Source organism: Mesorhizobium sp. M0340 (assembly GCF_040321535.1).
Classification (GTDB): Bacteria; Pseudomonadota; Alphaproteobacteria; order Rhizobiales; family Rhizobiaceae; genus Mesorhizobium.
The window spans coordinates 395,797-416,970 of sequence record NZ_JAMYRR010000002.1 but is presented as its reverse complement, the minus strand read 5'-3'; the positions used below and the strand labels follow the sequence as shown (position 1 = coordinate 416,970).

The following is a 21,174-nucleotide window of genomic DNA, read 5'->3' as shown; positions in this document are numbered from 1 at the left end:
GGCGTATCGCGCGAACCCTCGCGCATCCCGCCGAGAGGCTCATTGCGCCCATAGCGCCGCTGGCTGGACCAATCGACAAGCGCGCCGGCGACGGGCATGTCTTCCGAACTCTTGACGGAGGACAGCATGCAGAAATCCATCGAACGCATCGCCGGCGACAGCGAAGGCGTTTCCTACGAATTCCCCGTCTTCCGCTTCGCCGGGTCGGACAAGACGGCGCCTTCCGCCTATCTGCAGGCGGCGCTTCATGCCGGCGAATTGCCGGGCGTCGTCGCCATCGACACGCTGATGCCGATGCTCAGCAAGGCGGAAGCCGAAGGCCGCATCACCGGCAATATGACCATCGTGCCCTGGGCCAATCCGATAGGCCGCGCGCAATATCTTTACGGCGACCATCAGGGCCGCTTTCATCTGGGCACGCGCACCAATTTCAATCGCGGCTTTCCGCGGCTCGCCGCGCCCGACGTCGCCCTGCTGCCGACGCACGGCACGGTCGACCAGCGGCTGAAAACGCGGCTGCTGCAGCTCTCCATCGGCCACGACATTGTGCTCGACCTGCATTGCGACGATGAGGGCCTCGCCTATCTTTATGTCCACACCAGCCTGTGGCCGGCCATGGCGGATTGTGCAGCGGCCATGGGCGTCGATGCGGTGATGCTGTGGCACGAAGATCCCGACGGCACCTTCGAAGGCGCCTCGATCATGCCGTATCAGAACGCTCCAGCCGACGTGGCGCGCCTGGACCGGCGTGTCGCCACCACGGTTGAATATCGCGGCATACTCGATGTCGACGGCGCCCTGGCCGGCGCCGATGCCGAAGGGCTTTACCGGCTGCTGGTGGCGCGCGGCGTCATCCAGGATCAGGCGCTGCCCGCGCTTGGCAGCTTCGTTGGGCCCAGTTTTTTTACCGGTATTGTCGCGCCGCTCGAAAACATCGAGATGATGCCGGCGCCCCGCTCGGGCGCGATCCTCTACGACGTGAAGCCGGGCGACCGCGTCACCAAGGGTGCGCGCCTTGCCACCATCGTCCACGCGCCCGGCGAGCCCGACGGCCGTACGGAAGTGTTGGCGCCGCAGGCGGGCCTCATCCTGACGCGGCGTTCCCGGCGCATCATCCGCGCCGGCGAAGACCTCTTGAAGCTGGTCGGCGACAGGACGAGCGCCGATGCAAGGTCGGGAACGCTGGAGGACTGAGGGCCTTCATTTGAATCCAGTTGCGCGGCCGTCCAATCGCCGCTATGGGAATCGCCATGAATATGCGTTCGATCAAGACCATTTGGTGGTGGGCTCGCTGACAGCGGCCTGTTCGAACGCGTTCGCGTGACAATAGAGGGTGGCCGCAGCGGAATGTCCGGGCGGCCATTTGTTTTTTCAAGCCATTCCCGGGTCCGTTGCCCCAAAAGACGCTGATGGAGACGGCAATGACGACGAAAATTCTGGAGAATGGAGCCGAGCGCTTCGTCACCGCGGGTGGCGTGGCGATCACCCGCCAGCGCCACGACCGGCCGTATGAGGGAGCGATCGATGGCTATGTCGACGGGCTGAATTCGCGCCGCGGCGCTGTGTTTTCCTCGAATTACGAATATCCCGGCCGCTATACGCGCTGGGACACCGCCATCATCGATCCGCCGGTGGTGATCTCGGCACGCGGCCGTGCCATGCGCATCGAGGCGCTGAACCGCCGCGGCGAGGTGCTTTTGCCGGTAATCGGCACGGTGCTTGCCGGCCTTGACGATGTCACGATCGCCGAGACGTCGAACAAACTCGTCCGCCTCGAAGTCGCCAAGCCCGGCCGTGTCTTCACCGAGGAGGAACGCAGCCGCGTTCCCTCCGTCTTCACCGTGCTGCGCGCCATCACCGCCTTGTTCAAGACCGAGGAAGATGCCAATCTCGGCCTCTATGGCGCCTTCGGCTACGACCTCGCCTTCCAGTTCGATCCGGTCGACTACAAGCTCGAGCGCAAGCCAAGCCAACGCGATCTCGTGCTGTTCCTGCCCGACGAGATCCTCGTCGTCGACCACTATTCGACCAAGGCCTGGACCGACCGCTACGACTATTCCGGCGATGGCTTCTCGACCGAAGGCCTGCCGCGCGACGAAATCGTCGAGCCGTTCAGGACCGCCGACCGCATCCCGCCGCGCGGCGACCACGAGCCCGGCGAATATGCCAAGCTGGTGCGCAAGGCGATGAAGAGCTTTGAGCGCGGCGACCTGTTCGAAGTCGTGCCGGGGCAGATGTTCTACGAACGCTGCGAAACCCAGCCCTCCGAGATTTCCCGCAAGCTGAAGAGCATCAACCCTTCGCCCTATTCCTTCTTCATCAATCTCGGCGAGGGCGAATATCTGATCGGCGCCTCGCCGGAAATGTTCGTGCGCGTCAACGGCCGCCGGGTCGAGACCTGCCCGATCTCCGGTACCATCAAGCGCGGCGACGACGCCATCTCCGACAGCGAGCAGATCCTGAAGCTGCTCAATTCGAAGAAGGACGAATCCGAACTCACCATGTGCTCGGACGTCGACCGCAACGACAAGTCGAGGGTCTGCGAGCCGGGCTCGGTGCGCGTCATCGGCCGCCGCCAGATCGAAATGTATTCGCGCCTGATCCACACCGTCGACCATATCGAGGGGCGGCTGCGCGAAGGCATGGACGCCTTCGACGCCTTTCTGTCGCATGCCTGGGCCGTCACCGTTACCGGGGCGCCGAAATTATGGGCGATGCGCTTCATCGAGCAGAACGAGAAGAGCCCGCGCGCCTGGTATGGCGGGGCGATCGGCATGGTCAATTTCAACGGCGACATGAACACCGGCCTGACGCTTCGCACCATTCGCATCAAGGACGGCATCGCCGAGGTGCGCGCCGGCGCCACGCTGCTCTTCGACAGCATTCCCGAGGAAGAAGAAGCCGAAACCGAACTGAAGGCATCCGCCATGCTCTCCGCCATCCGCGACGCCAAATCAGGCAACGCCGCCAGCACCGAACGCAGCACCGCGCGTGTCGGCGATGGCGTCAATATCCTGCTGGTCGACCACGAGGACAGTTTCGTCCATACGCTCGCCAACTATTTCCGCCAGACCGGCGCCAACGTCTCGACGGTGCGCACGCCGGTGCCGGACGAGATCTTCGACCGGCTGAAGCCAAACCTGGTCGTGCTGTCGCCCGGCCCCGGCACACCGAAGGACTTCGACTGCGCCGCCACCATCAAGCGGGCCCGTGCGCGCGACCTGCCGATCTTCGGCGTCTGCCTCGGGCTGCAGGCGCTGGCCGAGGCCTATGGCGGCGAGCTGCGCCAATTGCACATCCCGATGCACGGCAAGCCGTCGCGCATCCGCGTGTCGAAGCCGGGCATCATCTTCTCCGGCCTGCCCAAGGAGGTGACCGTCGGCCGCTACCATTCGATCTTCGCCGATCCGGTGCGGCTGCCCGATGGTTTTGTCGTCACCGCCGAGACCGAAGACGGCATCATCATGGCCTTCGAGCACCGCAAGGAGCCGATCGCCGCGGTGCAGTTCCATCCGGAATCGATCATGACACTCGGCCACAATGCCGGCATGCGCATCATCGAGAACATTGTCGCGCACCTGCCGCGCAAGGCCAAGGAAAAGGCCGCTTAAATTCGAGGGCTCAGTGTTGGGATTTCTTCCCCAGTGACCGCGGTGGATAACAAAGCCGCCGCCAGGCAGAAGGTCGCCAGCCTCGCCTTCTGGTCGATCGTCGTCGCCTTCGTCGTACTCGGGCTGAAGCTGGTGGCCTGGTACGTCACCGGTTCGGTTGCGCTTTATTCGGACGCGCTGGAATCGATCGTCAACGTCATTGCCTCAGCGGCCGCCTATTGGGCGATCCAGGTCAGCTACAAGCCGGCCGACCAGGACCATCCGTTCGGCCACCACAAGGCCGAGTATTTCTCGGCCGTCCTGGAAGGCGTGCTGATCGTCCTTGCCGCCCTGCTCATCCTCAACGAGGTCTGGTGGTCGTGGCAGCATCCGGCCCCGCTCGAACAGCCATGGACCGGCCTCGCCATTAACGGCGTCGCAACGGTCATCAACGCCGTCTGGGCCTTGACGCTTATCCGCACCGGACGACGTGAAAAATCACCGGCGCTCGTCGCCGACGGCAGGCACATCATGACCGACGTGGCGACCTCGGTCGGTGTGTTTATCGGCCTGGTCGGCGCCGTGCTGACCGGCTGGCAGGTTCTCGATCCGGCTCTTGCCGTGATCGTCGCGCTCAACATTCTGTGGCAGGGCTGGCACGTCATCGGCTCGTCGATGAACGGCCTGATGGACCGCGCCGTCGATACCCAGGAACATATCCGTATCCGCGACATCATCTCGGCCAATTGCAAGGGCGCGCTCGAGGTCCACGACCTGAAGACGCGCATCGCCGGCCGCGCCACCTTCATCGAGTTCCATCTGGTTGTCGACGCCGATATGTCGGTCGGCGCCAGCCACGTCATTTGCGACCGCATCGAAGACGCGCTGAAGGCCGAAATCCCTTCCGTGCGGGTCATCATCCATGTCGAACCCGACGACGAGGCGAAACTGCCCAAGGGCACGACGGCCGTGCCCTTCGCGTGAGGTGGCGTCGCAGAGAAAACATCGCTCAGTCGTGATCCTTCGCGCCCCCTCTGTCCTGCCGGACATCTCCCCCTCTAGTGGGGAGATTGGATGTCGCTTCGGGCTTCGCCAATCTCCAACGACAAGCGCTGTCGGCGAAGCTGCCGATCTCCCCCCTTGAGGAGGAGATGTCCGGCAGGACAGAGGGGGGCGCTGTCCCGCCGGCATCGCGGTTCTCAACTGCTCAAAGCCCGCAGGCAGCCTGCGGCATCGGCTGCAGCCGGTAGACCTTGTCGTCGGACATTGTGTCGCCTGCCGCCGCCTTCGAGCACAGGTCGACGATCGGCAGGCCGCTGTTCGGGTTGGCCAGCATCATCGTGCCGTTGGCGCCGCGGCGAAGGAAGACCTCCTTTTGCGCGATATCGCAGGAGGCAGCACCCGTCTTCGCGCTCGCCGCGCAGCGCCACTGGTCGCCCTCGCCCTGACAGTTGTAGACCTGCGTGACCTTGGCAGATTTCTGCCGCGTGGTAACCGAAACGGCGATATCGGCGCCGCTTGGCCAATTGGCCGGATCGCCCTCCTTGGCGAAAGACGCCAGCTCGACCGGTCCGCGGAAAACCCTGATCGACTGGGTCAGCTGATCGGGATGCGAGCCGAGATGCGCGGCGTCGTAGTCGCGTCCGTAGCAGAAGGCCTGGTCCGGCTTCAGTCGCTCGCGCAATGGCGGGCCAAGGGCCGGATCGATCGGGTCGATGCGCGCGAACTCCGCCTTGCAGGTCGCGGCCGGCATCGGGTCGAGCCTGAAGCCGTTATCGTCCTTGCCCAGCGCCTGCCTTTCGTACTCCGCCTTGCCGAGCTCGTCTTCCGAGCCGGCGTCGAGATAGAGGTCGGGCTGCACGTCCGAGACAATCAGCCGGCCTTTGTCGTCGACCTTCAGCGAAGCCATGGTGCGGTCGCAGTCCATGCCGCAGCGGATCGGGCCGGTCTTGCCATCCTCCGACTCATGACTGCACCAGCCACCGAGCCATTCCGGCGCCTCGGCGCCGCGCACCGTCGTCGCCATGAAGCCATTGTAGGAGGAGTCGATGCCGGCGCTTGGCTCCTCGTTTGGCCGGCTGACCGGATCGCGGCCGTAATAGAAGAAGATGCGCGCCACCTTCTGGTGCGGATGCGACTTGAGATGCGCGGCGTCGTAGACGCGGCCGAAACAGGCGTCCTTGCCGTCCGGGCTGAGCTCGGTGAGTTTGAGCATGTCATCGGCGAAAGCAGCGCCGGCGACGGCGGCAAGCAAGGCAACCCCAACTCCGGCGCCCACAATGGTCCCCATTATGGTCCTCGACGTCATGCTACCCCTCCATTGCCCCGACAAGACGTGGCGTCAATTTATGCTAGGATCGCGGCCGAGGCCACGCAATTTGCGCCGGCCGGCCAAATGGGAGATGAAGCCATGCGACGCCGCGATATTTTCCGCGTCGGTCTTGCCGGAGTTGCCGGGCTTTTCGGGCTGCGCCCGACCAAGGCGGCAGCCATTGAAGTCAAGGCCGTCGAAGAGGAAAGGCAAAAGGTCGCCTATCACCTCAGCGACCTCGACAAGGTCAATTTCGTGCTCGGCAACATCAAGAACCACTTCGAAGGCACCGACGGCAATGTCGACATCGCGCTTGTCGTGCACGGCCCAGCACTTGCCGCCTTCAAGTCGAAGGGCATATCGGCCGCCATTTCCGGGCGATTCGCCGGCCTTGTCCAGGACGGGCTCAGCCCGCACGCTTGCGCCAACACCATGCACGGCATGGATATCGGCCTGGCCGACCTGCTCGACGGCTTCCATGCAGCCGACAGGGGCGGCGTCGTCAAGCTCGCCGAATTGCAACGCCAGGGCTACGCCTATCTCAGGCCATAGGGCAATTCCAGGAAAAGTGTGAAACGGTTTTCCGTCCGGAATTGCGTCAAGACAAAGAAGGAGCGGTTCGCCGTTTCCGTGAAACAGTGAACCACTCTAAACTTTTACGGACTTGAATGCGAGGACTGCGAGGGCCTACGAAGAGCAGGCAGAGTCCCCCGGAGGAATAGACGTGCCAGCCACCACCACCCTTGTCAGGCCCTCTCTGGTCATCCCCGACCTTGCCGGAAAGGCGGTGCTGGTCACCGGCGCCTCGACCGGCATCGGCGCGGCGCTTGCACTTGCCTACGCCGCGCAGAAATGCCGCGTCGCGCTGCATTACAATTCGAGCCGCGCGGCTGCCGAAAACCTGGCCGCGACCATTCGCAACGGCGGCGGCGACGTGTTCCTCGCCCAGGGCGATTTCTCGATCCCCGCCGATGTCGAGCGCGTTGTCGAGGACAGTGCGCAACATTTCGGCCGGCTCGACGGCCTCGTCAACAATGCCGGCGGCATGCTCGGCCGCGTGCCCTATGCCGAGCAGACCGAAGCGCATTACGACGCGGTGATGGATCTCAACGCGCGTTCCGTGCTGACAGCTTCGCGCAAGGCGATCCCATGGCTGAAGCGGCAGGGCGGCTTCATCGTCAACACCTCCTCGATCGCCGCGCGCAACGGCGCCGGTGGCGGCGCCGGCCTTTACGGCTCGGCCAAAGCCTTCGTCTCCAACGTCACGCGCGGCATGGCCAAGGAGCTGATCGGCTTCAACATCCGCGTCAACGCGGTGGCGCCCGGCACCATCGCCACCCCTTTCCACGAGCGCTACTCGACCGACGACCAGATGAAAGGCATGATCGCCACCATCCCGCAGGGCCGCGCCGGCACGGCCGAGGACTGCGTCGGCGCCTATCTGTTCCTCTCCTCCGATCTGTTGAGCGGCTACATCATCGGCCAGGTGATCGAGGTCAATGGCGGGCAGTTGATGCCGTAGACGGCGAACTGCATACTCCTGGTTGCGTCATCTCAACGGAGCAAAGCGAATGTACGGACTGATCGGCAAGATGCGGGCGATGCGCGGCCAGCGTGACGCAATGATGGATATCCTGCTCGCCAGCACCGGCGCCATGCCCGGCTGCCTGAACTACATCATCGCCACCGATCCGGCCGATGCCGACGCGATCTGGGTGACCGAGGTGTGGACCGATGCCGAAAGCCACAAGGCTTCGGTGCAGCTGCCCGAAATCCAGGCGGCAATCGCCAAGGCACGGCCGATCATCGCCGGGTTCGAGTTCCAGGTGGAGACGCATCCTGTTGGCGGGTTCGGCTTGCCAGTGAAGGCGGAATAGAGGGAGAGGCCGGCGGGACAGCGCCCCCCTCTGGCCTGCCGGCCATCTCCCCCTCAAGTGGGGAGATTGTCCGTCATCTCGGCTTTCGCCAATCGCCAAACGCCACAGGAATGAGCGGGGCCCTGGAACAGCCGATCTCCCCCCTCGTGGGGGAGATGTCCGGCAGGACAGAGAGGGGCGCGAAGGATCGCCACAGAAGCCGTAGTGCAGTCGTCACCCAAGGCCAACCCCGCAAAAAGGGTTCGCATTTTTTCGCGGCCGGTCTAAGAGCCCATCTATGGATTCTTCCCCCAACCCGCCGGCCATCGAGCACCTGGCGCGGATCCACAAGGCCTGGCAGTGGCCCGTCCTGGTGGTGGTCTCGGTGCTGTTTGCCGGCGCGCTGGAACTCGCCGCCCTGCCGGCCGCGCTCTTGATCGGACCGATGCTGGCGGCCATCGTCGCCGGCACCAACGGCGCCACGGTGCGCGTGCCGCGGGTTCTGTTCGGCTCAGCCCAGGCGGTCGTCGGCTGCCTGGTCGCCAGTTCCATCTCGGCCGATATCTTTCCCGTCTTCTACAAGGAATGGCCGCTGTTCCTTGGGGTCGTGATGGCGACGGTCGCGGCATCCAGCCTGCTCGGCTGGCTGATCAGCCGCTGGCGCATCCTGCCCGGCACCACCGCGGTCTGGGGCTCGTCGCCGGGCGCCGCCACCGCCATGGTGCTGATGGCCGGTGCGTTCGGCGCCGACCAGCGCCTCGTCGCCTTCATGCTTTATCTGCGCGTCATCTGCGTCTCGATGACGGCAGCCCTGGTGGCCAAGCTCTGGGTCGACACCTCGGGCATCGAGGTGCCGGCCATCGTCTGGTTCCCACCGGTCGACCCGCAAGGCTTAGCCGCGACTTTCGGCGTGGCGCTGGTTGGCGGCCTCGCCGGCAAGATTTTCCGGCTGCCGTCGCCGTTCTTCCTCGGCACCTTCATTTTCGGCACCGTGATCCATCTTGGGCTCGGCGTGACCATGCAGTTGCCGCCCTGGCTGCTTGCCTTGAGCTATACGACGATCGGCTGGAGCATCGGCCTGAATTTCACCAGGGCCATTTTGCGCCACGCGGCCCGCGCGCTGCCGCAGATCGTCGGCTCGATCATTGCCCTGATCGGCTTTTGCGGCGCCCTCGCCTTCCTGATCAGCCGCCTGCTCGGCATCGATCCGCTGACCGCCTATCTGGCAACCAGCCCGGGCGGCATGGACAGCGTCGCCATCATCGCCGCCGCCGCGCAGCATGTCGACATATCCTTCGTCATGGCGCTGCAATCGGCACGCTTCCTGATCGTGCTTCTGGTCGGCCCAAGCGTGGCGCGGCTGGTGGCGAGAAGCCTGCGGGAGTAAAAACCAGCTGGGCTGCGTCAGCTGATCACCAGGCTCGATATACGCTCGCCGTCCAGCGTGAAGACCATATCGCCCTCGCCGTTGAAACCGTTGCCTTCGACGGCAATGCGAACGCGGCAGGTGCCGTCCGCTGCTGCGATGCCGAGGATGCTGAACCTGGACTGCACGCCGATATTGTCCGACTGGTTCCAGCGCGCAATCTGCTCGCGGCCCCGGAACGACCGGCCCCAGTCGCTCAGAAAGGCATCCGGCGTGAAACTGTCCAGGAAGGCTTCGGTGTCGCCGGCATTGGTGGCTTCGACAAAGCGGCGGATGGGATCGGGCGTGTCCATGTCTTTCCTCCTGGACCGGATTCCGGTGCTCTGGAAGGAGCGGCCGGATGGGACGATAGGGTAGTCCTCGAAGCATGACGCCGAAAATAAAAACCCGCCTCGGGAGGCGGGTCGTTGGAGCCAATTAGCACCATACCCAGATTAGTAGCATAGCTGCCGGCACAAAGCAAGAACAAAATGTGGCTACCCCGGACAATCGCGACAGGTCTGCGCCGCCCCGAGTGAGGGGCAGCGCCGGCATCGGTCATCCGTTTGATTGATTTCCCTGGCATCGAGAAGCCCCAAGCCGACAGCGAGGCTCCCACTTGCCTCGCTTTGCCTGCTCCTGTATGAAAACCGCCATGAGCCCGCGCGCCACCTCTTTCGCGTCCCGTCCGACCGGCATTGCCGGCCAGACCGTTCGCGCGCTTGCCTCGACCCTGCTGCTTCTCGGCCTTATCGGCGATCGCCGGGTTCGCTGAAGGAGCGCCCGGCGGTCGAACTCGCCGCTCACGCGCACGCTCCTTGGCCAGTCTGCAAATTGGCACGTCACATCAAGCGAACGAAATTCTGGTAAAGGCGCCGCTCGCCACCAATCCGCCTGAAGCTGGATCCGCGAGCCGCCGGGAGAAAAGACGATGAACGCACGAGAAGATATCCGTCTGAACGTAGAGGAAACCGCCAAGCCCGCGAGGGGCATGCCGGACGCTGCCCGCAAATACCAACCCTATCCGACCGTCGGCCTTGCCGATCGCACCTGGCCTTCGAAAGTGATCGACAAGGCGCCGATCTGGTGCTCGGTCGACCTGCGCGACGGCAACCAGGCGCTGATCGATCCGATGGGCCAGGAACGCAAGGCGCGCATGTTCGCCCTGCTGCTCGACATGGGCTTCAAGGAGATCGAGATCGGCTTCCCGTCGGCCTCGCAGACCGACTTCGATTTCGCCCGCTGGTGCATCGAACAAGGCAACGTGCCCGCCGACGTCTCGCTGCAGGTGCTGGTACAGTGCCGGCCGGAACTGATCACCCGCACTTTCGAGGCGCTGAAGGGCGCCACCAAACCGATCGTCCATTTCTACAACTCGACCAGCGAGCTGCAGCGCCGCGTCGTCTTCGAGAAGGACGTCGCCGGCATCAAGCGGATCGCCACCGATGCGGCCAAGATGATCACCGACATGGCGGCGAAGGCCGGCGGCGGCTACCGTTTCGAATACTCGCCGGAGAGCTTTACCGGCACCGAGCTCGAAGTGGCGCTGGAGATCTGCAACGCGGTCACCGAGATCGTCAGGCCGACGGCGGAAAACAAGCTGATCATCAACCTGCCCTCCACGGTTGAGATGTCGACGCCCAACATCTATGCCGACCGCATCGAATGGATGTGCCGCAATCTCGACAATCGCGAGAACCTGTTGATCTCGCTGCACCCGCACAATGACCGCGGCACCGGCATCGCCACCACCGAACTCGGCCTGATGGCGGGCGCCGACCGCGTCGAAGGCACGCTGTTCGGTAACGGCGAGCGCACCGGCAATGTCGACATCGTCACGCTGGCGCTCAACATGTACACGCAAGGCGTCGATCCCAAGCTCGACTGCTCCGACATCAACCGCATGAAGGACGTCTACGAATACTCCAACCAGCTGAAGATCCCCGAGCGCCATCCCTATGTCGGCGAGCTCGTCTACACCGCTTTTTCCGGTTCGCACCAGGACGCCATCAACAAGGGCATGAAGGCGCTGCGCAAGGCCAACACGCCGCACTGGGAGGTGCCCTACCTGCCGATCGACCCGGCCGATGTCGGCCGCAGCTATGAAGCCATCGTCCGCATCAACTCGCAGTCCGGCAAGGGCGGCATCGCCTATGTGCTGCATGCGGATTACGGCCTCAACCTGCCGCGCAACCTGCAGATCGAGTTCAGCCAGGCCATCCAGGCGATCACCGACGCCGAAGGCAAGGAAGTGCCGGCCAGGCGCATCTACGAGCGCTTTCTCGACACCTATGTCGACCAGCCCGGCGCGCGGCTGAAGTTCCTCGACCACCACACCTACCCCGACACCGAGGTCAAGGGCCGGCGCGTGGTCGAGGCGGTGATCCTCGACAAAGGCAAGGAGGTGACCATATCAGGCACCGGCACCGGCCCGATCGACGGCTTCGTCGATGCCCTGTCGCGCCATGTCGGGGTGCCGATGTCGGTGCTGGATTATTCCGAGCATTCCATGCAGCGCGGCTCGAATGCCTCGGCCATTTCCTATGTCGAGATGGAACATCCGGACGGCAAGCTGTTCGGAGCCGGCATCAACACCAACATCGTCGCCGCCTCGCTCGAAGCCGTGGTTTCGGCCGCCAACCGCATCGTCGGCCGAAAGCTCGGCTAGCCGAGACTGCCAGACTCGCGCCATCGGCCCACCGGACTTTTATCCGGTGGGTACGCTATCGCACCATAAGCACACGCTTGTAAGGCGCCGCCAGCGCTATATGATTGTACCTCAACCTGTGCCGAATTCGAAGGGATCGACACTTGCAGCATACCACGCCTGCCGCCCCCGCAGTGCGCGAAACGCTGGAGCGATTGCTTGCCAGCGAAACGTTCGGACGATCCGAGCGCGCGCGCAAGCTGCTCCGCTACCTCGTCGAGCGCGAGCAGGCAGGCGAAGCCGACCGGCTCAAGGGCTTCTCCATAGCGATGGACGTCTTCGGCAAGGACGGCGATTTCGATCCGTCGACCGATGCGGTGGTGCGGGTGCAGGCCGGCAGGCTGCGCGAGCTTCTGCAGCAGTATTTCGCCAATGAGGGCGTTGCCGAACCGGTCCGCATCGCCATTCCGCGCGGCGGCTATGTTCCATCCTACGAACTCAATGCCATTCGCTTGCCGGCGGAGGTGGAGGCAAAGAGCAAGCCGCAGCCGGCGACAGAGGAGGCGGCGACAACCGCCCCGCCCGGATCGCTGGAGGACGCCCGCAACCGGGCACATCCGGCTGCATTGCTGAGCGTTCCAGCCGTCGCCCCTGCTGCACCTTCGCTGCAGCGCCATTTGCAGTTCTTCTGGCTGGCGATCGCGCTGGTCATCCTCATGCTGGGTGTGCTGATCCTTCGCCAGGGCAGCGTGGTATTGCTGACCGGCGGCGACACGGCGGTCGAGACCGCGGTGGCGACCGCCAGCATTGCAGCGCCTCCGGTTGAAAACCTTCCCCAGGTCTACATCGCCATCAAGGCCGACAGCGACGTGGCTCGCCGTGTCGCCGCATCGCTGCGCGCCGGCCTTAGCGGCTTCGACACCGTCAATTTCATCGGCCGTGATGCCGACAGCCCGCCCGATCCAGTTACCGACGCCGCCAGCTTCGTATTCGATGTCCTGCCCGGGCCGCGCAGCGGCGACATCATGCTCGAGCTGCAAAGCGTGGCGACAGGCCGCGTGCTGCTGTCACGCAACCTGACCGCCGGCGACAGCGCGAACACCGCCATCGAGGACCAGATCTCCGGCATTTTGAGCTCGGCCCTTCCCGCCTCGGGCACGATCTACAACTACATCGAGCAGAGCGGCATCCAGACCGGGCTGACGGCGTGTCTGGTGCTCAACGGCAAATATTATCTCGACCAGAACGCCCAGACGCACGAAGCCGCCTACCGCTGCCTTGAAGATCTTGCCAACGCGAAGGCGAAGTCGTCACTCGTCTATTCGGAACTCGCGTCCCTGCATCTTGAAGCGGTCACCGACCACTATCCCTACCCCGCCGACGCGACGATCGACAAAGCGATGACGTTTGCCCATCGCGCCATCCAGATGGGCCCGACCAGCCCCTACGCGCACCGCGCCCTTGGTTATCTCAACTCGCGCATGGGCGATTCCGCGGAATCGATCCGCTGGATGCGCAAGGCCTATGAGCTCAATCCCTACGATCTCGCAATGGCCGCCGCCTATGGCTACGGGCTGGTTTTCGCCGGCAGGTACAGCGAGGGCACCCCGATCATCGCTCACGCGGTGGACATCGCCAGCGCCCATCCGACATGGTGGGATTACGGGCTGTTCGCCGGAGAGTTCATGATGGGCGACATGAACAAGGCGACGCTTGCCGGCGACGGCTTGCGAACGACGGAAATGAAATCGCATTATCTGGCCGCGCGGCTGATCGGTGCCAAGGCTGCCGGCCGCGAGAAGCTGGCGAGCAGGCTTCTGCAGGAACTGACCACCAAATTCCCGAAATTCGCAGCCGATCCGCGCGCAACCTTCGTCGAACGAAGATATCCCGCCGATCTGACCAACCGGCTGGTGGAAGCCCTGCGCGCCGCCGGGCTTGGCGGCGCCAGCTGACGTCTCCGGGCGCGTGCACGACGTCAGGTGATCGCGAAGATTTTACTGGCCATCCGGACGGCCAAAGCGCAATTCAGACACAATTTGAACCGGCCAATCCGATCCCACATAGGTCTGATCGCGCATAAGACTGATCTCCGCATAAGTCTGATCTCCCGCAAAGACTGATCCTCGCATAAGACCGCCCCCGGGCATCTGATCCATAAAGTTTGCATGAGCCCATCTCTTTACGCTGCCGAACGGGGCACCGGCCCGACAACCATCGCCTTGCTGCATGGTTTCGGTGGCTGCCACGACGACTGGCGCGAGGTGGCCGCGTCCCTGGCACTCGGCGCGCGGACGTTGGCCTATGATCTGCCGGGGCATGGGCTGTCGCTCGATTTTCCGGGCAGCGGTCCGGCCAGGATTGCAGCCAGTGCCGTCCTTACGGATTTTTCCGCTCGCGGGATTAAGCGGGCCCATCTCGTCGGCCATTCGATGGGCGGCGCCGTGGCCGCCCTGATGGCATTGAACGAGCCGGAAAAAATAGCCTCGCTGACGCTGCTGGCACCGGGCGGTTTTGGTCCTGAGATCAATGCTCCGCTGCTGCGTCGTTACGCCGCCGCTACCGGCACGGATGAAATCCGCGCCTGTCTTGCCGCCATGTCGGGACCACAAAGCCGACCTTCGCAGCATAGGGTCGATCTCGTTAGCGAGATGCGACAGCGTCCCGGTCAGCTACGGACACTTGTCGAGCTCGCAGCCGCCATGACCAGGGATGATCGGCAAGGCGTCATCCCAAGCGAGCGGCTTGAAACGCTGAATATGCCAATCATGGTGGTTTGGGGAACCGACGACGCGATGCTGCCAGTCAGCCAGGCGGACGGCCTGCCGAAGCATTTTCATCTGCACCACGTGCTGGAGGCCGGCCATATGCTGGTCGAGGAAGCGCCCGGCCTGGTCGTCGAGGCTGTCCGTCGCAACATGCGGCGCCGCAGCAGGCGGCTTCGTCCAGAATTGGCTGGGGCGGCGAGCTGATCCGTCCTCGCGCGGGACGGCCGCGGCGCAGGTGCTCCTTCCACCGAACCCTTGCCGGCCCGTCGATCTGGCAAGTGCATTTTGCCGGCGGCTGTGTTAATTCGGTGTTAACCAAACCCGCGAGGCAACGCCGATGAAGGACGCAGGCGAGAACATCACCCAGATCGATCAGTCGCGAAAACTGTCCGATGCCATTCGCGACGTCAAGAACGCCTTCGCCGACCGCGACGACGTCGTCGTCGACATGCGCGAAGCGCATCGCATGCGGCTCGATCTGCTTGCCGCCGAACTCGCACCGGTCTTCGGCGACGTGCCCACCGACATGGACAGTTTCGACTTCGCCGTCTCGTCCGGCCTGCAGCCACGGCTGTGGATCGACGCCGTCAGCCATGTCGCCATGGGACGCGACCGCCGCACCTACCGCTTTCTCAAGGACACGCGCATCGGCCGCGTCGTCCTCGCCGAATCGACCGACATGAAGATCGTTGCCGACCAGGTGACGCGCTATGTCGCCGAGCGCGTTGTCGAACGCCAGAGAATGATGGAAGGCGGCATCGAGCAAGCCGTCGCCGGCCTCAAACGCGCCCTGGTGGCGGAGGCCGAGCCGCCGCTGCAGATCGCCGCGCGCAGCAACGGCTGGTCGGCGTTCTTTTCCGGCCTCGGCCTGATCGCCGCCGGCGCCCTGGTCGGCCTGGCGATTTCGCTCGTGCTGTTCTGGGACCGCATCGTCGCGATGAAAATCAGCTTCTAAAGCGGTTCAGCGTTTTCACCGAAATGCTGAACGGCTCTATCTCTTTGTTTTGACGCAATTCCGGACGGAAAACCGCTTCACACTTTTCCTGGAATTGCTCTAGCCATCGACGCCTCGGCCTCGACGCCAAGCTCCAGCGTCTGCAGGTCGCTGGGCGGCAATGCCGGCCCGGTCAGGCCGCGGCGCGTCAGCTTGATCCGCCAATTGTCCTTTTCACCGTCGATGTCGAGCAGATTGTATTGCGCCGGCGCATGCGAACTGCCGGGGGCCTGCCCGGCGGCGGCGACCCCGACCACCGGGATTTTTGTCTTGCGGGCACCGATGAAGAACAGCGACGGCACATGCGAATGGCCATGCAGCACAAGCTCGGCGCCGTGCCGGTGAAGAACCCTGTGGAAGCGCGAGATGCCGAACAACCGCTTGTTCTGCGAAACGGCGCCGCGCATCGGCGGGTGGTGGATCATGATCACCCGGAACAGGCCGCGCTTGCCTGTGGCGTCGAGCATGCCGCGCAGCCGTTCCGCCTGGCCTTCCAGAAAGAAGCCGTTGGCCATGAACGGAGCCGTGGCGCGCGCCGTGGAGACGCCGATCAGCGCAACATCGCCGCGTACGCGCAGATACGGAAAGGTGTTGCGGTCGACCGGCGTATTGATGCCGTCGCCGGTCATCCACGCCGCCCACGACCGGCAGGTCTTGTCGAAGGCGCCCGGCACATAGGCGTCATGGTTTCCCGGCACGACCGACACGTCGTTGGGCGAGCCCAGCGTCTCCAGCCAGTGCTTGGCCATCTCGAGTTCGCCGTCGAGCGCCAGATTGACCAGGTCGCCGGTGATGGCGAGATGGTCCGGCCCGCTGGCCTTCATGTCGGCGACGATCGTGTCGATGACGGCGTCGTGCATGTGGCGGCGGCGGTTGCGCTGCCAATTGACGTAGCCTACCACGCGCTTGGAGGCGAGATCGCGATAGGTTACATCGGGGAGCGGCCCCAGATGGACATCGGAAATATGCGCGAGCCTGAACATCTTTTCTTCATAGGCGAGGCGCGCGCCGCTTTCCACTCACGGTTTCGCGGACGATGACGACGCCGGATCCGGAGCAAGCCCTGCGCCAGACCGGCTGGCCGGGCCTCAGGGCGAGGCTGTTTCACCTGTACTTCGTACTGCGGCGGCCGATGACGCTCGGCGTTCGCGGCTTGATCCACGACCGAGCCTCCAACTCCGTCTTCCTCATCCGCCATACCTATGTTCCTGGCTGGCACCTGCCCGGCGGTGGCGTCGAGCCGGGCGAGACCATGATCGAGGCGCTGGCGCGCGAACTGTTCGAGGAAGGCAACATCGCGCTGACCGGATCGCCGGTGCTGAAATCGCTGCATTTCAACCGCCGCGCTAGCCGCCGCGATCATGTCGGCCTCTATCTGGTCGAGGAGTTCAACCAGACAGCACCGAAACTGCCCGACCGCGAGATCGCCGAAGCCGGCTTCTTTTCGCTCGATCGCTTGCCGGAAGGCACGACACCAGCGACTTTGCGGCGCATCGCCGAGATTTTTGGGAGTCAACCAACACTACCCTATTGGTAGGCTTGCTTGGCTATTTGAAAAATTCCAAGCTATCGCTCACGAAATGGGGGCAATACCATGGATGTCGGACAAGCAAGATCGGTGAACGTCTGGCCCTATGTAGGGGTCTATAGTCTGGTAATGATGGGCCTGACCGTCATATTTATGGGCATATCGATCATGTTCCCTTCGTTACCGGACAGCTTCGGCAACGCCACCGGCATTGCAATTGCGTTTGGGTCGACCTCCTTCGTCTCTTACAAATTCATCAGGAAAAACCTTCGACTTTTTAATCGCGACGAATATTGGAAAATAACGCTTTTTTCGTCTTTAACCTCGTGTCTGCTTTCGCTGATACTGGGAGGCCTAGCTTTTGCGGCTGGAACCATCCCGGGGGGCGACGCCATCCCTCTCTTCGTCTGGGTCTTTGTCCTGCTGTTTGGCGGACTTGTCGTCTTCGGCATTAATGCCGCAGGCTACTCCAGTCGCATGGGCAAGAATTTTCTGAAAGCAGAGCTTGCCAGACAGGCCCGTATCAACACCGAAATCTTCCGCTAATGCATGTCGCGCAAAAGTGTGCAGCGGATTCGCGATCGCGACATGCATCAAAACAAGAACCTGAAGCGTACCGCATAAGGCCGGGTCGAACGATGCGCTTTAGGTCCACCGGTCTCACGCCGCCTTCCTGAATCGCGCCCGATCATGCGGGGCGGAATAGTCGAGCTCTGGCCCGACGGGCACGATCCGTGTCGGGTTGATGGTCTCGTGGCTGCGGTAATAATGCGCCTTGATGTGGTGCAAATTCACCGTGCCGGCGACGCCCGGCACCTGGTAGAGGTCGCGCAGATAATTCGACAGGTTCGGATAGTCGGCGATGCGGCGCAGATTGCATTTGAAATGGCCGACATAGACCGGGTCGAAGCGGACCAGTGTCGTGAACAGCCGCCAATCCGCCTCGGTGATGCGGCCGCCGACGAGATAGCGCTGCTTTGACAGGCGGTCCTCCAGCGTGTCGAGCGCCGAGAACAATTCGCCGAATGCCTCCTCGTAGGCTGCCTGCGTGGTGGCGAAGCCGGCACGGTAAACGCCGTTGTTGACCGCGGGATAGACCAGCGCATTGATCGCATCGATCTCGCCGCGCCACGGTTGCGGATAGAAATCGAGCTTGGCATCGCCCCATTCGTCGAAGGCCGAATTGAGCATGCGGATGATCTCGGAGGATTCGTTGGAAACGATGGTCTGCTCGCGTTTGTCCCACAGCACGGGAACGGTGACCCGGCCCGAATAGCCGGGATCGGCCCTGGTGTAGATCTGGTACAGGAAATCGAGGCCGTAGAGCGTGTCGCCGGTGGCGCCGTCCTCGGCCAGGAACGTCCAGCCGTCGGCGCCCATGAAATGATGGACGACCGAGATGGAAATCACGTCCTCGAGTTTCTTGAGCACGCGAAAGATCAGCGTCCGATGCGCCCACGGGCAGGCGAGCGAGACATAGAGGTGATAGCGGCCGGGCTCGGCCTTGAAGCCGCGTTTTCGCCCTTCGGCCGGCGCGCCGTCGCGGTTCACCCAGTCGCGCCACTGTGACTGCGCGCGCACGAATTTGCCGCCGCTCTCCCCGGTATCGTACCAGCGGTCCTGCCATTGGCCTTCGACTAGCAATCCCATGAAATATCCTTTCGCGTTCCTACCCGATGTAGGGCAGCAAGCGGCCCCGCGGAAATCCCCGACGCTGAACAGATCGTCAACGGCTGCGTCGAGTGCATGTCGGCTGCGCCGGCCGATTGCGGCGGCTGAAAATTGGTGGTAGCGGACATCCGCATGTTTGACTTTGCCGTGATCCGGTTCGACCGACGACGAAAGAGCGCCCGCGCTTGATGAAGCGCTGACTGGCGAACGCTGCCGCTTGCAGCAAACCTTTCCTCGTATACCGGAACGCAAAGACCATGAGCCTTGCCGACGTGAAATACCTGCCGGAAACTCCGGCGCACGATCCTGAAATCGAAGCCATCAACAACGAGGCTTTCGGGCCGGGCCGTTTCGTGCTTGCCGCCTACAAGATCCGCCAAGCTGGCTCGCACGAACGCGCTTTGTCATTCGTGGCCGTCGACGGCGCAATCGTCGTCGCCTCGGTACGGATGACGCGTATCGCCGCCGGTGCCGGCCGCGCGCTGATGCTCGGGCCGCTCGCCGTGCGGCCGGCCTTCAAAAATCTCGGCATTGGCCGCAAGCTGGTGGCAATCGCGCTGGAAGCCGCCGCCAAGGCCGGCGCGCCTGCCGTGATGCTGGTCGGCGACGAACCCTATTACGGCCCGCTCGGCTTCAAGAGGCTGCCGCGCGGGCAGATCTCGATGCCGCGTCCGGTCGATCCCGATCGGCTTTTGGCGCACGAGATCATGCCGGGCGCGGTGGCAAGGCTGGTGGGCGAGGTTTGCCACGCCGACCAGGCAAGGATTGCCGAGCACATCGCCGCGATGGCGTGACCGTTCCGGCGCTGTTGCACGGTGGCTTCGCAGCATTAGTCTGGGCAGGGAGGCGAACGTCAAGATGAACCCGAACGGCCAGATTGCGATCGTCACCGGCGGCGGCTCTGGCCTTGGCGAGGCGACGGCGCGCGCTCTTGCCGTCCGTGGCGCCAGGGTTGCCGTCCTCGATCTCGGCATTGACCGGGCGGCCAAGGTGGCGGCCGACATCGGCGGCATCGCCGTCCAATGTGATGTGAGCGACGCGGAGAGCGGTGCCGCTGCTGTCGCGGGAGTGGGTGAGACGCTCGGCGAGCCGCGCATTCTGGTCAATTGCGCCGGCATCGCCATCGGCTTGAAGACGATCGGCAAGGATGGAGCGCACCCACTCGATCAATACCGCAAGGTGATCGAGGTCAATCTGATCGGCACCTTCAACATGATCCGCCTGGTCGCCGACCGGACCGCGAGGCTCGAACCGCTACAGGGCGGCGAGCGCGGCGTGATCGTCAACACCGCATCGGTCGCGGCCTATGACGGCCAGATCGGCCAGGCGGCCTATTCCGCGTCCAAAGCCGGCGTCGTCGGCATGACGCTGCCGGTGGCGCGCGATCTCGCCCGCTTTGGCATTCGCGTCTGCACCATCGCGCCTGGCATCTTCAGGACGCCGATGATGGCCGGCATGCCGCAGGAGGTGCAGGATTCGCTCGGCGCCGCAGTACCCTTCCCTTCCCGTTTGGGCGAGCCTTCGGAATACGCGGCACTTGTCTTGCACATCGTCGAGAACCAGATGCTCAATGGCGAGACCATTCGCCTCGATGGCGCGCTCCGCATGGCGCCGAAATAAAAGCGACGGTGGTGCTTTGGACGAACCCAGGAAAGATGTGATCCGCGCAACCGACGCCGAGGCGATCAGGTTGGCAAAGACGCTGATCCGCAGCGCCCGTTTCGGCGCGATGGCGGTGCTCGAACCAGGGACCGGTTCGCCGCTGGCCAGCCGCGTCGGCGTCGCCACCGACATCGACGGCACGCCATTGATCCTGGTCTCGATGCTGTCCGCCCACACCGGCGCTATCCTTGCCGACCCGCGCTGCTCGTTGCTCGTCGGCGAACCCGGCAAGGGCGATCCGCTGGCGCATCCGCGACTGACGCTCGTCTGCCGCGCCGTGCGGCTCGAACGCGGATCGAACGAACACGCCCGCGCCGAGCGGCGCTACCTCAACCACAATCCCAAGGCGAAGCTCTATGCCGGACTCGGCGACTTCTCGATCTTCCGGCTCGAACCGGAGCGCGCCAGCCTGAACGGCGGCTTCGGCAAGGCCTATCTGCTCGACCGCACCTATCTGGTCGCGACGGGAGCGATCGTCGAAGAGCTTGCCGTCGGCGAGCAATCGGCACTCGACCATTTGAACGCCGACCATCTCGATGCGATTGCCCTCTACGCAAGTCATTTCGGCGGGGCCGAGGGCGACGGCTGGATCGTCACCGGGTTCGACGCCGACGGGATGGATCTCGTATCCGGCGACGATGTCTGTCGGGTCTTCTTCCCCGAGCCGCTGGCAGCGGCACGCGACCTCAGGCCTGTCCTGGTCGATATGGCAAAGGCCGCCCGATCGGCAAATTAATCACAG

At 63.8% G+C, this 21,174-nt stretch carries 20 protein-coding genes; 16 read left to right on the top strand and 4 right to left on the bottom strand.

Going from position 1 to position 21,174, the window contains the following annotated elements; all coding sequences use genetic code 11:
- Positions 1–126 precede the first annotated feature (126 nt).
- From NKI79_RS04685 to NKI79_RS04675, 3 genes are all read left to right on the top strand, one after another.
- Positions 127–1,194 carry a M14 family metallopeptidase gene (locus tag NKI79_RS04685; RefSeq protein ID WP_352800142.1) on the top strand — a complete coding sequence of 356 codons (1,068 nt, stop codon included), beginning with the start codon at positions 127–129 and terminating at the stop codon, positions 1,192–1,194.
- Between the two features lie 227 nt (positions 1,195–1,421).
- Positions 1,422–3,611 carry an anthranilate synthase gene (locus NKI79_RS04680; protein ID WP_254819140.1) on the top strand — a complete coding sequence of 730 codons (2,190 nt, stop codon included), beginning with the start codon at positions 1,422–1,424 and terminating at the stop codon, positions 3,609–3,611.
- 33 nt (positions 3,612–3,644) lie between these two features.
- On the top strand, positions 3,645–4,574 hold the full coding sequence (locus tag NKI79_RS04675) for a cation diffusion facilitator family transporter (RefSeq protein ID WP_502894339.1): 930 nt from the start codon (positions 3,645–3,647) through the stop codon (positions 4,572–4,574).
- Between the two features lie 223 nt (positions 4,575–4,797).
- On the opposite strand, the gene NKI79_RS04670 is transcribed toward NKI79_RS04675, so the two are convergent.
- Positions 4,798–5,898, bottom strand: a complete 1,101-nt coding sequence (locus NKI79_RS04670; RefSeq protein WP_352800140.1) for a hypothetical protein — start codon at positions 5,896–5,898, stop codon at positions 4,798–4,800.
- Positions 5,899–6,000: 102 nt separating this feature from the next.
- Here NKI79_RS04670 and NKI79_RS04665 point away from each other — a divergent pair, with 102 nt between their 5' ends.
- The 4 genes from NKI79_RS04665 (at position 6,001) to NKI79_RS04650 (ending at position 9,144) form a co-directional block, all read left to right on the top strand.
- Positions 6,001–6,453: a DsrE family protein gene (locus tag NKI79_RS04665; RefSeq protein WP_352800139.1), complete on the top strand. Its 453-nt coding sequence runs from the start codon at positions 6,001–6,003 to the stop codon at positions 6,451–6,453.
- Positions 6,454–6,625: 172 nt separating this feature from the next.
- Positions 6,626–7,423 (top strand): SDR family NAD(P)-dependent oxidoreductase, encoded by a 798-nt coding sequence (locus NKI79_RS04660; protein ID WP_352800137.1) that lies wholly within the window; start codon positions 6,626–6,628, stop codon positions 7,421–7,423.
- 49 nt (positions 7,424–7,472) lie between these two features.
- The gene (locus tag NKI79_RS04655) at positions 7,473–7,778 is read left to right on the top strand and encodes a putative quinol monooxygenase (RefSeq protein ID WP_352800135.1); all 306 of its coding nucleotides are present in this window, start codon (positions 7,473–7,475) and stop codon (positions 7,776–7,778) included.
- Positions 7,779–8,055: 277 nt separating this feature from the next.
- Positions 8,056–9,144 carry an AbrB family transcriptional regulator gene (locus NKI79_RS04650; RefSeq protein WP_352800134.1) on the top strand — a complete coding sequence of 363 codons (1,089 nt, stop codon included), beginning with the start codon at positions 8,056–8,058 and terminating at the stop codon, positions 9,142–9,144.
- Positions 9,145–9,161: 17 nt separating this feature from the next.
- On the opposite strand, the gene NKI79_RS04645 is transcribed toward NKI79_RS04650, so the two are convergent.
- Entirely contained in the window at positions 9,162–9,476 is a 315-nt protein-coding gene (locus NKI79_RS04645; RefSeq protein ID WP_254819134.1) for a nuclear transport factor 2 family protein, read from the bottom strand.
- A 617-nt stretch (positions 9,477–10,093) separates the two neighbouring features.
- Between NKI79_RS04645 and leuA the strand changes: the two genes are divergently transcribed.
- The 4 genes from leuA to NKI79_RS04625 all read left to right on the top strand — a co-directional run bounded on the left by leuA (position 10,094) and on the right by NKI79_RS04625 (position 15,532).
- A complete protein-coding gene (leuA, locus tag NKI79_RS04640) occupies positions 10,094–11,830 on the top strand; it encodes a 2-isopropylmalate synthase (RefSeq protein WP_352800132.1) in 1,737 nt (578 codons plus the stop codon).
- Positions 11,831–11,973: 143 nt separating this feature from the next.
- Positions 11,974–13,764: a tetratricopeptide repeat protein gene (locus tag NKI79_RS04635; protein ID WP_352800130.1), complete on the top strand. Its 1,791-nt coding sequence runs from the start codon at positions 11,974–11,976 to the stop codon at positions 13,762–13,764.
- A gap of 213 nt (positions 13,765–13,977) precedes the next feature.
- On the top strand, positions 13,978–14,781 hold the full coding sequence (locus NKI79_RS04630; RefSeq protein WP_352800128.1) for an alpha/beta fold hydrolase: 804 nt from the start codon (positions 13,978–13,980) through the stop codon (positions 14,779–14,781).
- Positions 14,782–14,914: 133 nt separating this feature from the next.
- Complete coding sequence (locus NKI79_RS04625) at positions 14,915–15,532, top strand: hypothetical protein (protein ID WP_352800126.1); 618 nt, start codon at positions 14,915–14,917, stop codon at positions 15,530–15,532.
- A 77-nt stretch (positions 15,533–15,609) separates the two neighbouring features.
- Here the strand turns inward: NKI79_RS04625 and NKI79_RS04620 are convergent, their stop codons facing one another.
- Entirely contained in the window at positions 15,610–16,554 is a 945-nt protein-coding gene (locus NKI79_RS04620) for a metallophosphoesterase family protein (RefSeq protein WP_352800183.1), read from the bottom strand.
- 53 nt (positions 16,555–16,607) lie between these two features.
- Between NKI79_RS04620 and NKI79_RS04615 the strand changes: the two genes are divergently transcribed.
- Together NKI79_RS04615 and NKI79_RS04610 are read left to right on the top strand one after the other, a co-directional pair.
- Positions 16,608–17,108, top strand: a complete 501-nt coding sequence (locus NKI79_RS04615; protein WP_352478058.1) for an NUDIX domain-containing protein — start codon at positions 16,608–16,610, stop codon at positions 17,106–17,108.
- A 57-nt stretch (positions 17,109–17,165) separates the two neighbouring features.
- Positions 17,166–17,645 carry an ABZJ_00895 family protein gene (locus NKI79_RS04610; protein ID WP_352800124.1) on the top strand — a complete coding sequence of 160 codons (480 nt, stop codon included), beginning with the start codon at positions 17,166–17,168 and terminating at the stop codon, positions 17,643–17,645.
- A 114-nt stretch (positions 17,646–17,759) separates the two neighbouring features.
- Here the strand turns inward: NKI79_RS04610 and NKI79_RS04605 are convergent, their stop codons facing one another.
- Positions 17,760–18,749, bottom strand: coding sequence for a glutathione S-transferase family protein (locus NKI79_RS04605; RefSeq protein ID WP_352800122.1), 990 nt, complete (start codon positions 18,747–18,749; stop codon positions 17,760–17,762).
- A gap of 278 nt (positions 18,750–19,027) precedes the next feature.
- On the opposite strand from NKI79_RS04605, the gene NKI79_RS04600 reads away from it, so the two are divergent.
- The 3 genes from NKI79_RS04600 to NKI79_RS04590 all read left to right on the top strand — a co-directional run bounded on the left by NKI79_RS04600 (position 19,028) and on the right by NKI79_RS04590 (position 21,168).
- A complete protein-coding gene (locus tag NKI79_RS04600) occupies positions 19,028–19,564 on the top strand; it encodes a GNAT family N-acetyltransferase (protein ID WP_254819127.1) in 537 nt (178 codons plus the stop codon).
- 64 nt (positions 19,565–19,628) lie between these two features.
- Positions 19,629–20,390 carry a 3-hydroxyacyl-CoA dehydrogenase gene (locus NKI79_RS04595; protein ID WP_352800120.1) on the top strand — a complete coding sequence of 254 codons (762 nt, stop codon included), beginning with the start codon at positions 19,629–19,631 and terminating at the stop codon, positions 20,388–20,390.
- On the top strand, positions 20,362–21,168 hold the full coding sequence (locus NKI79_RS04590) for a HugZ family pyridoxamine 5'-phosphate oxidase (RefSeq protein WP_352800118.1): 807 nt from the start codon (positions 20,362–20,364) through the stop codon (positions 21,166–21,168). Before NKI79_RS04595 ends, NKI79_RS04590 begins: the two co-directional genes overlap by 29 nt.
- The last annotated feature ends 6 nt before the right edge of the window (positions 21,169–21,174 follow it).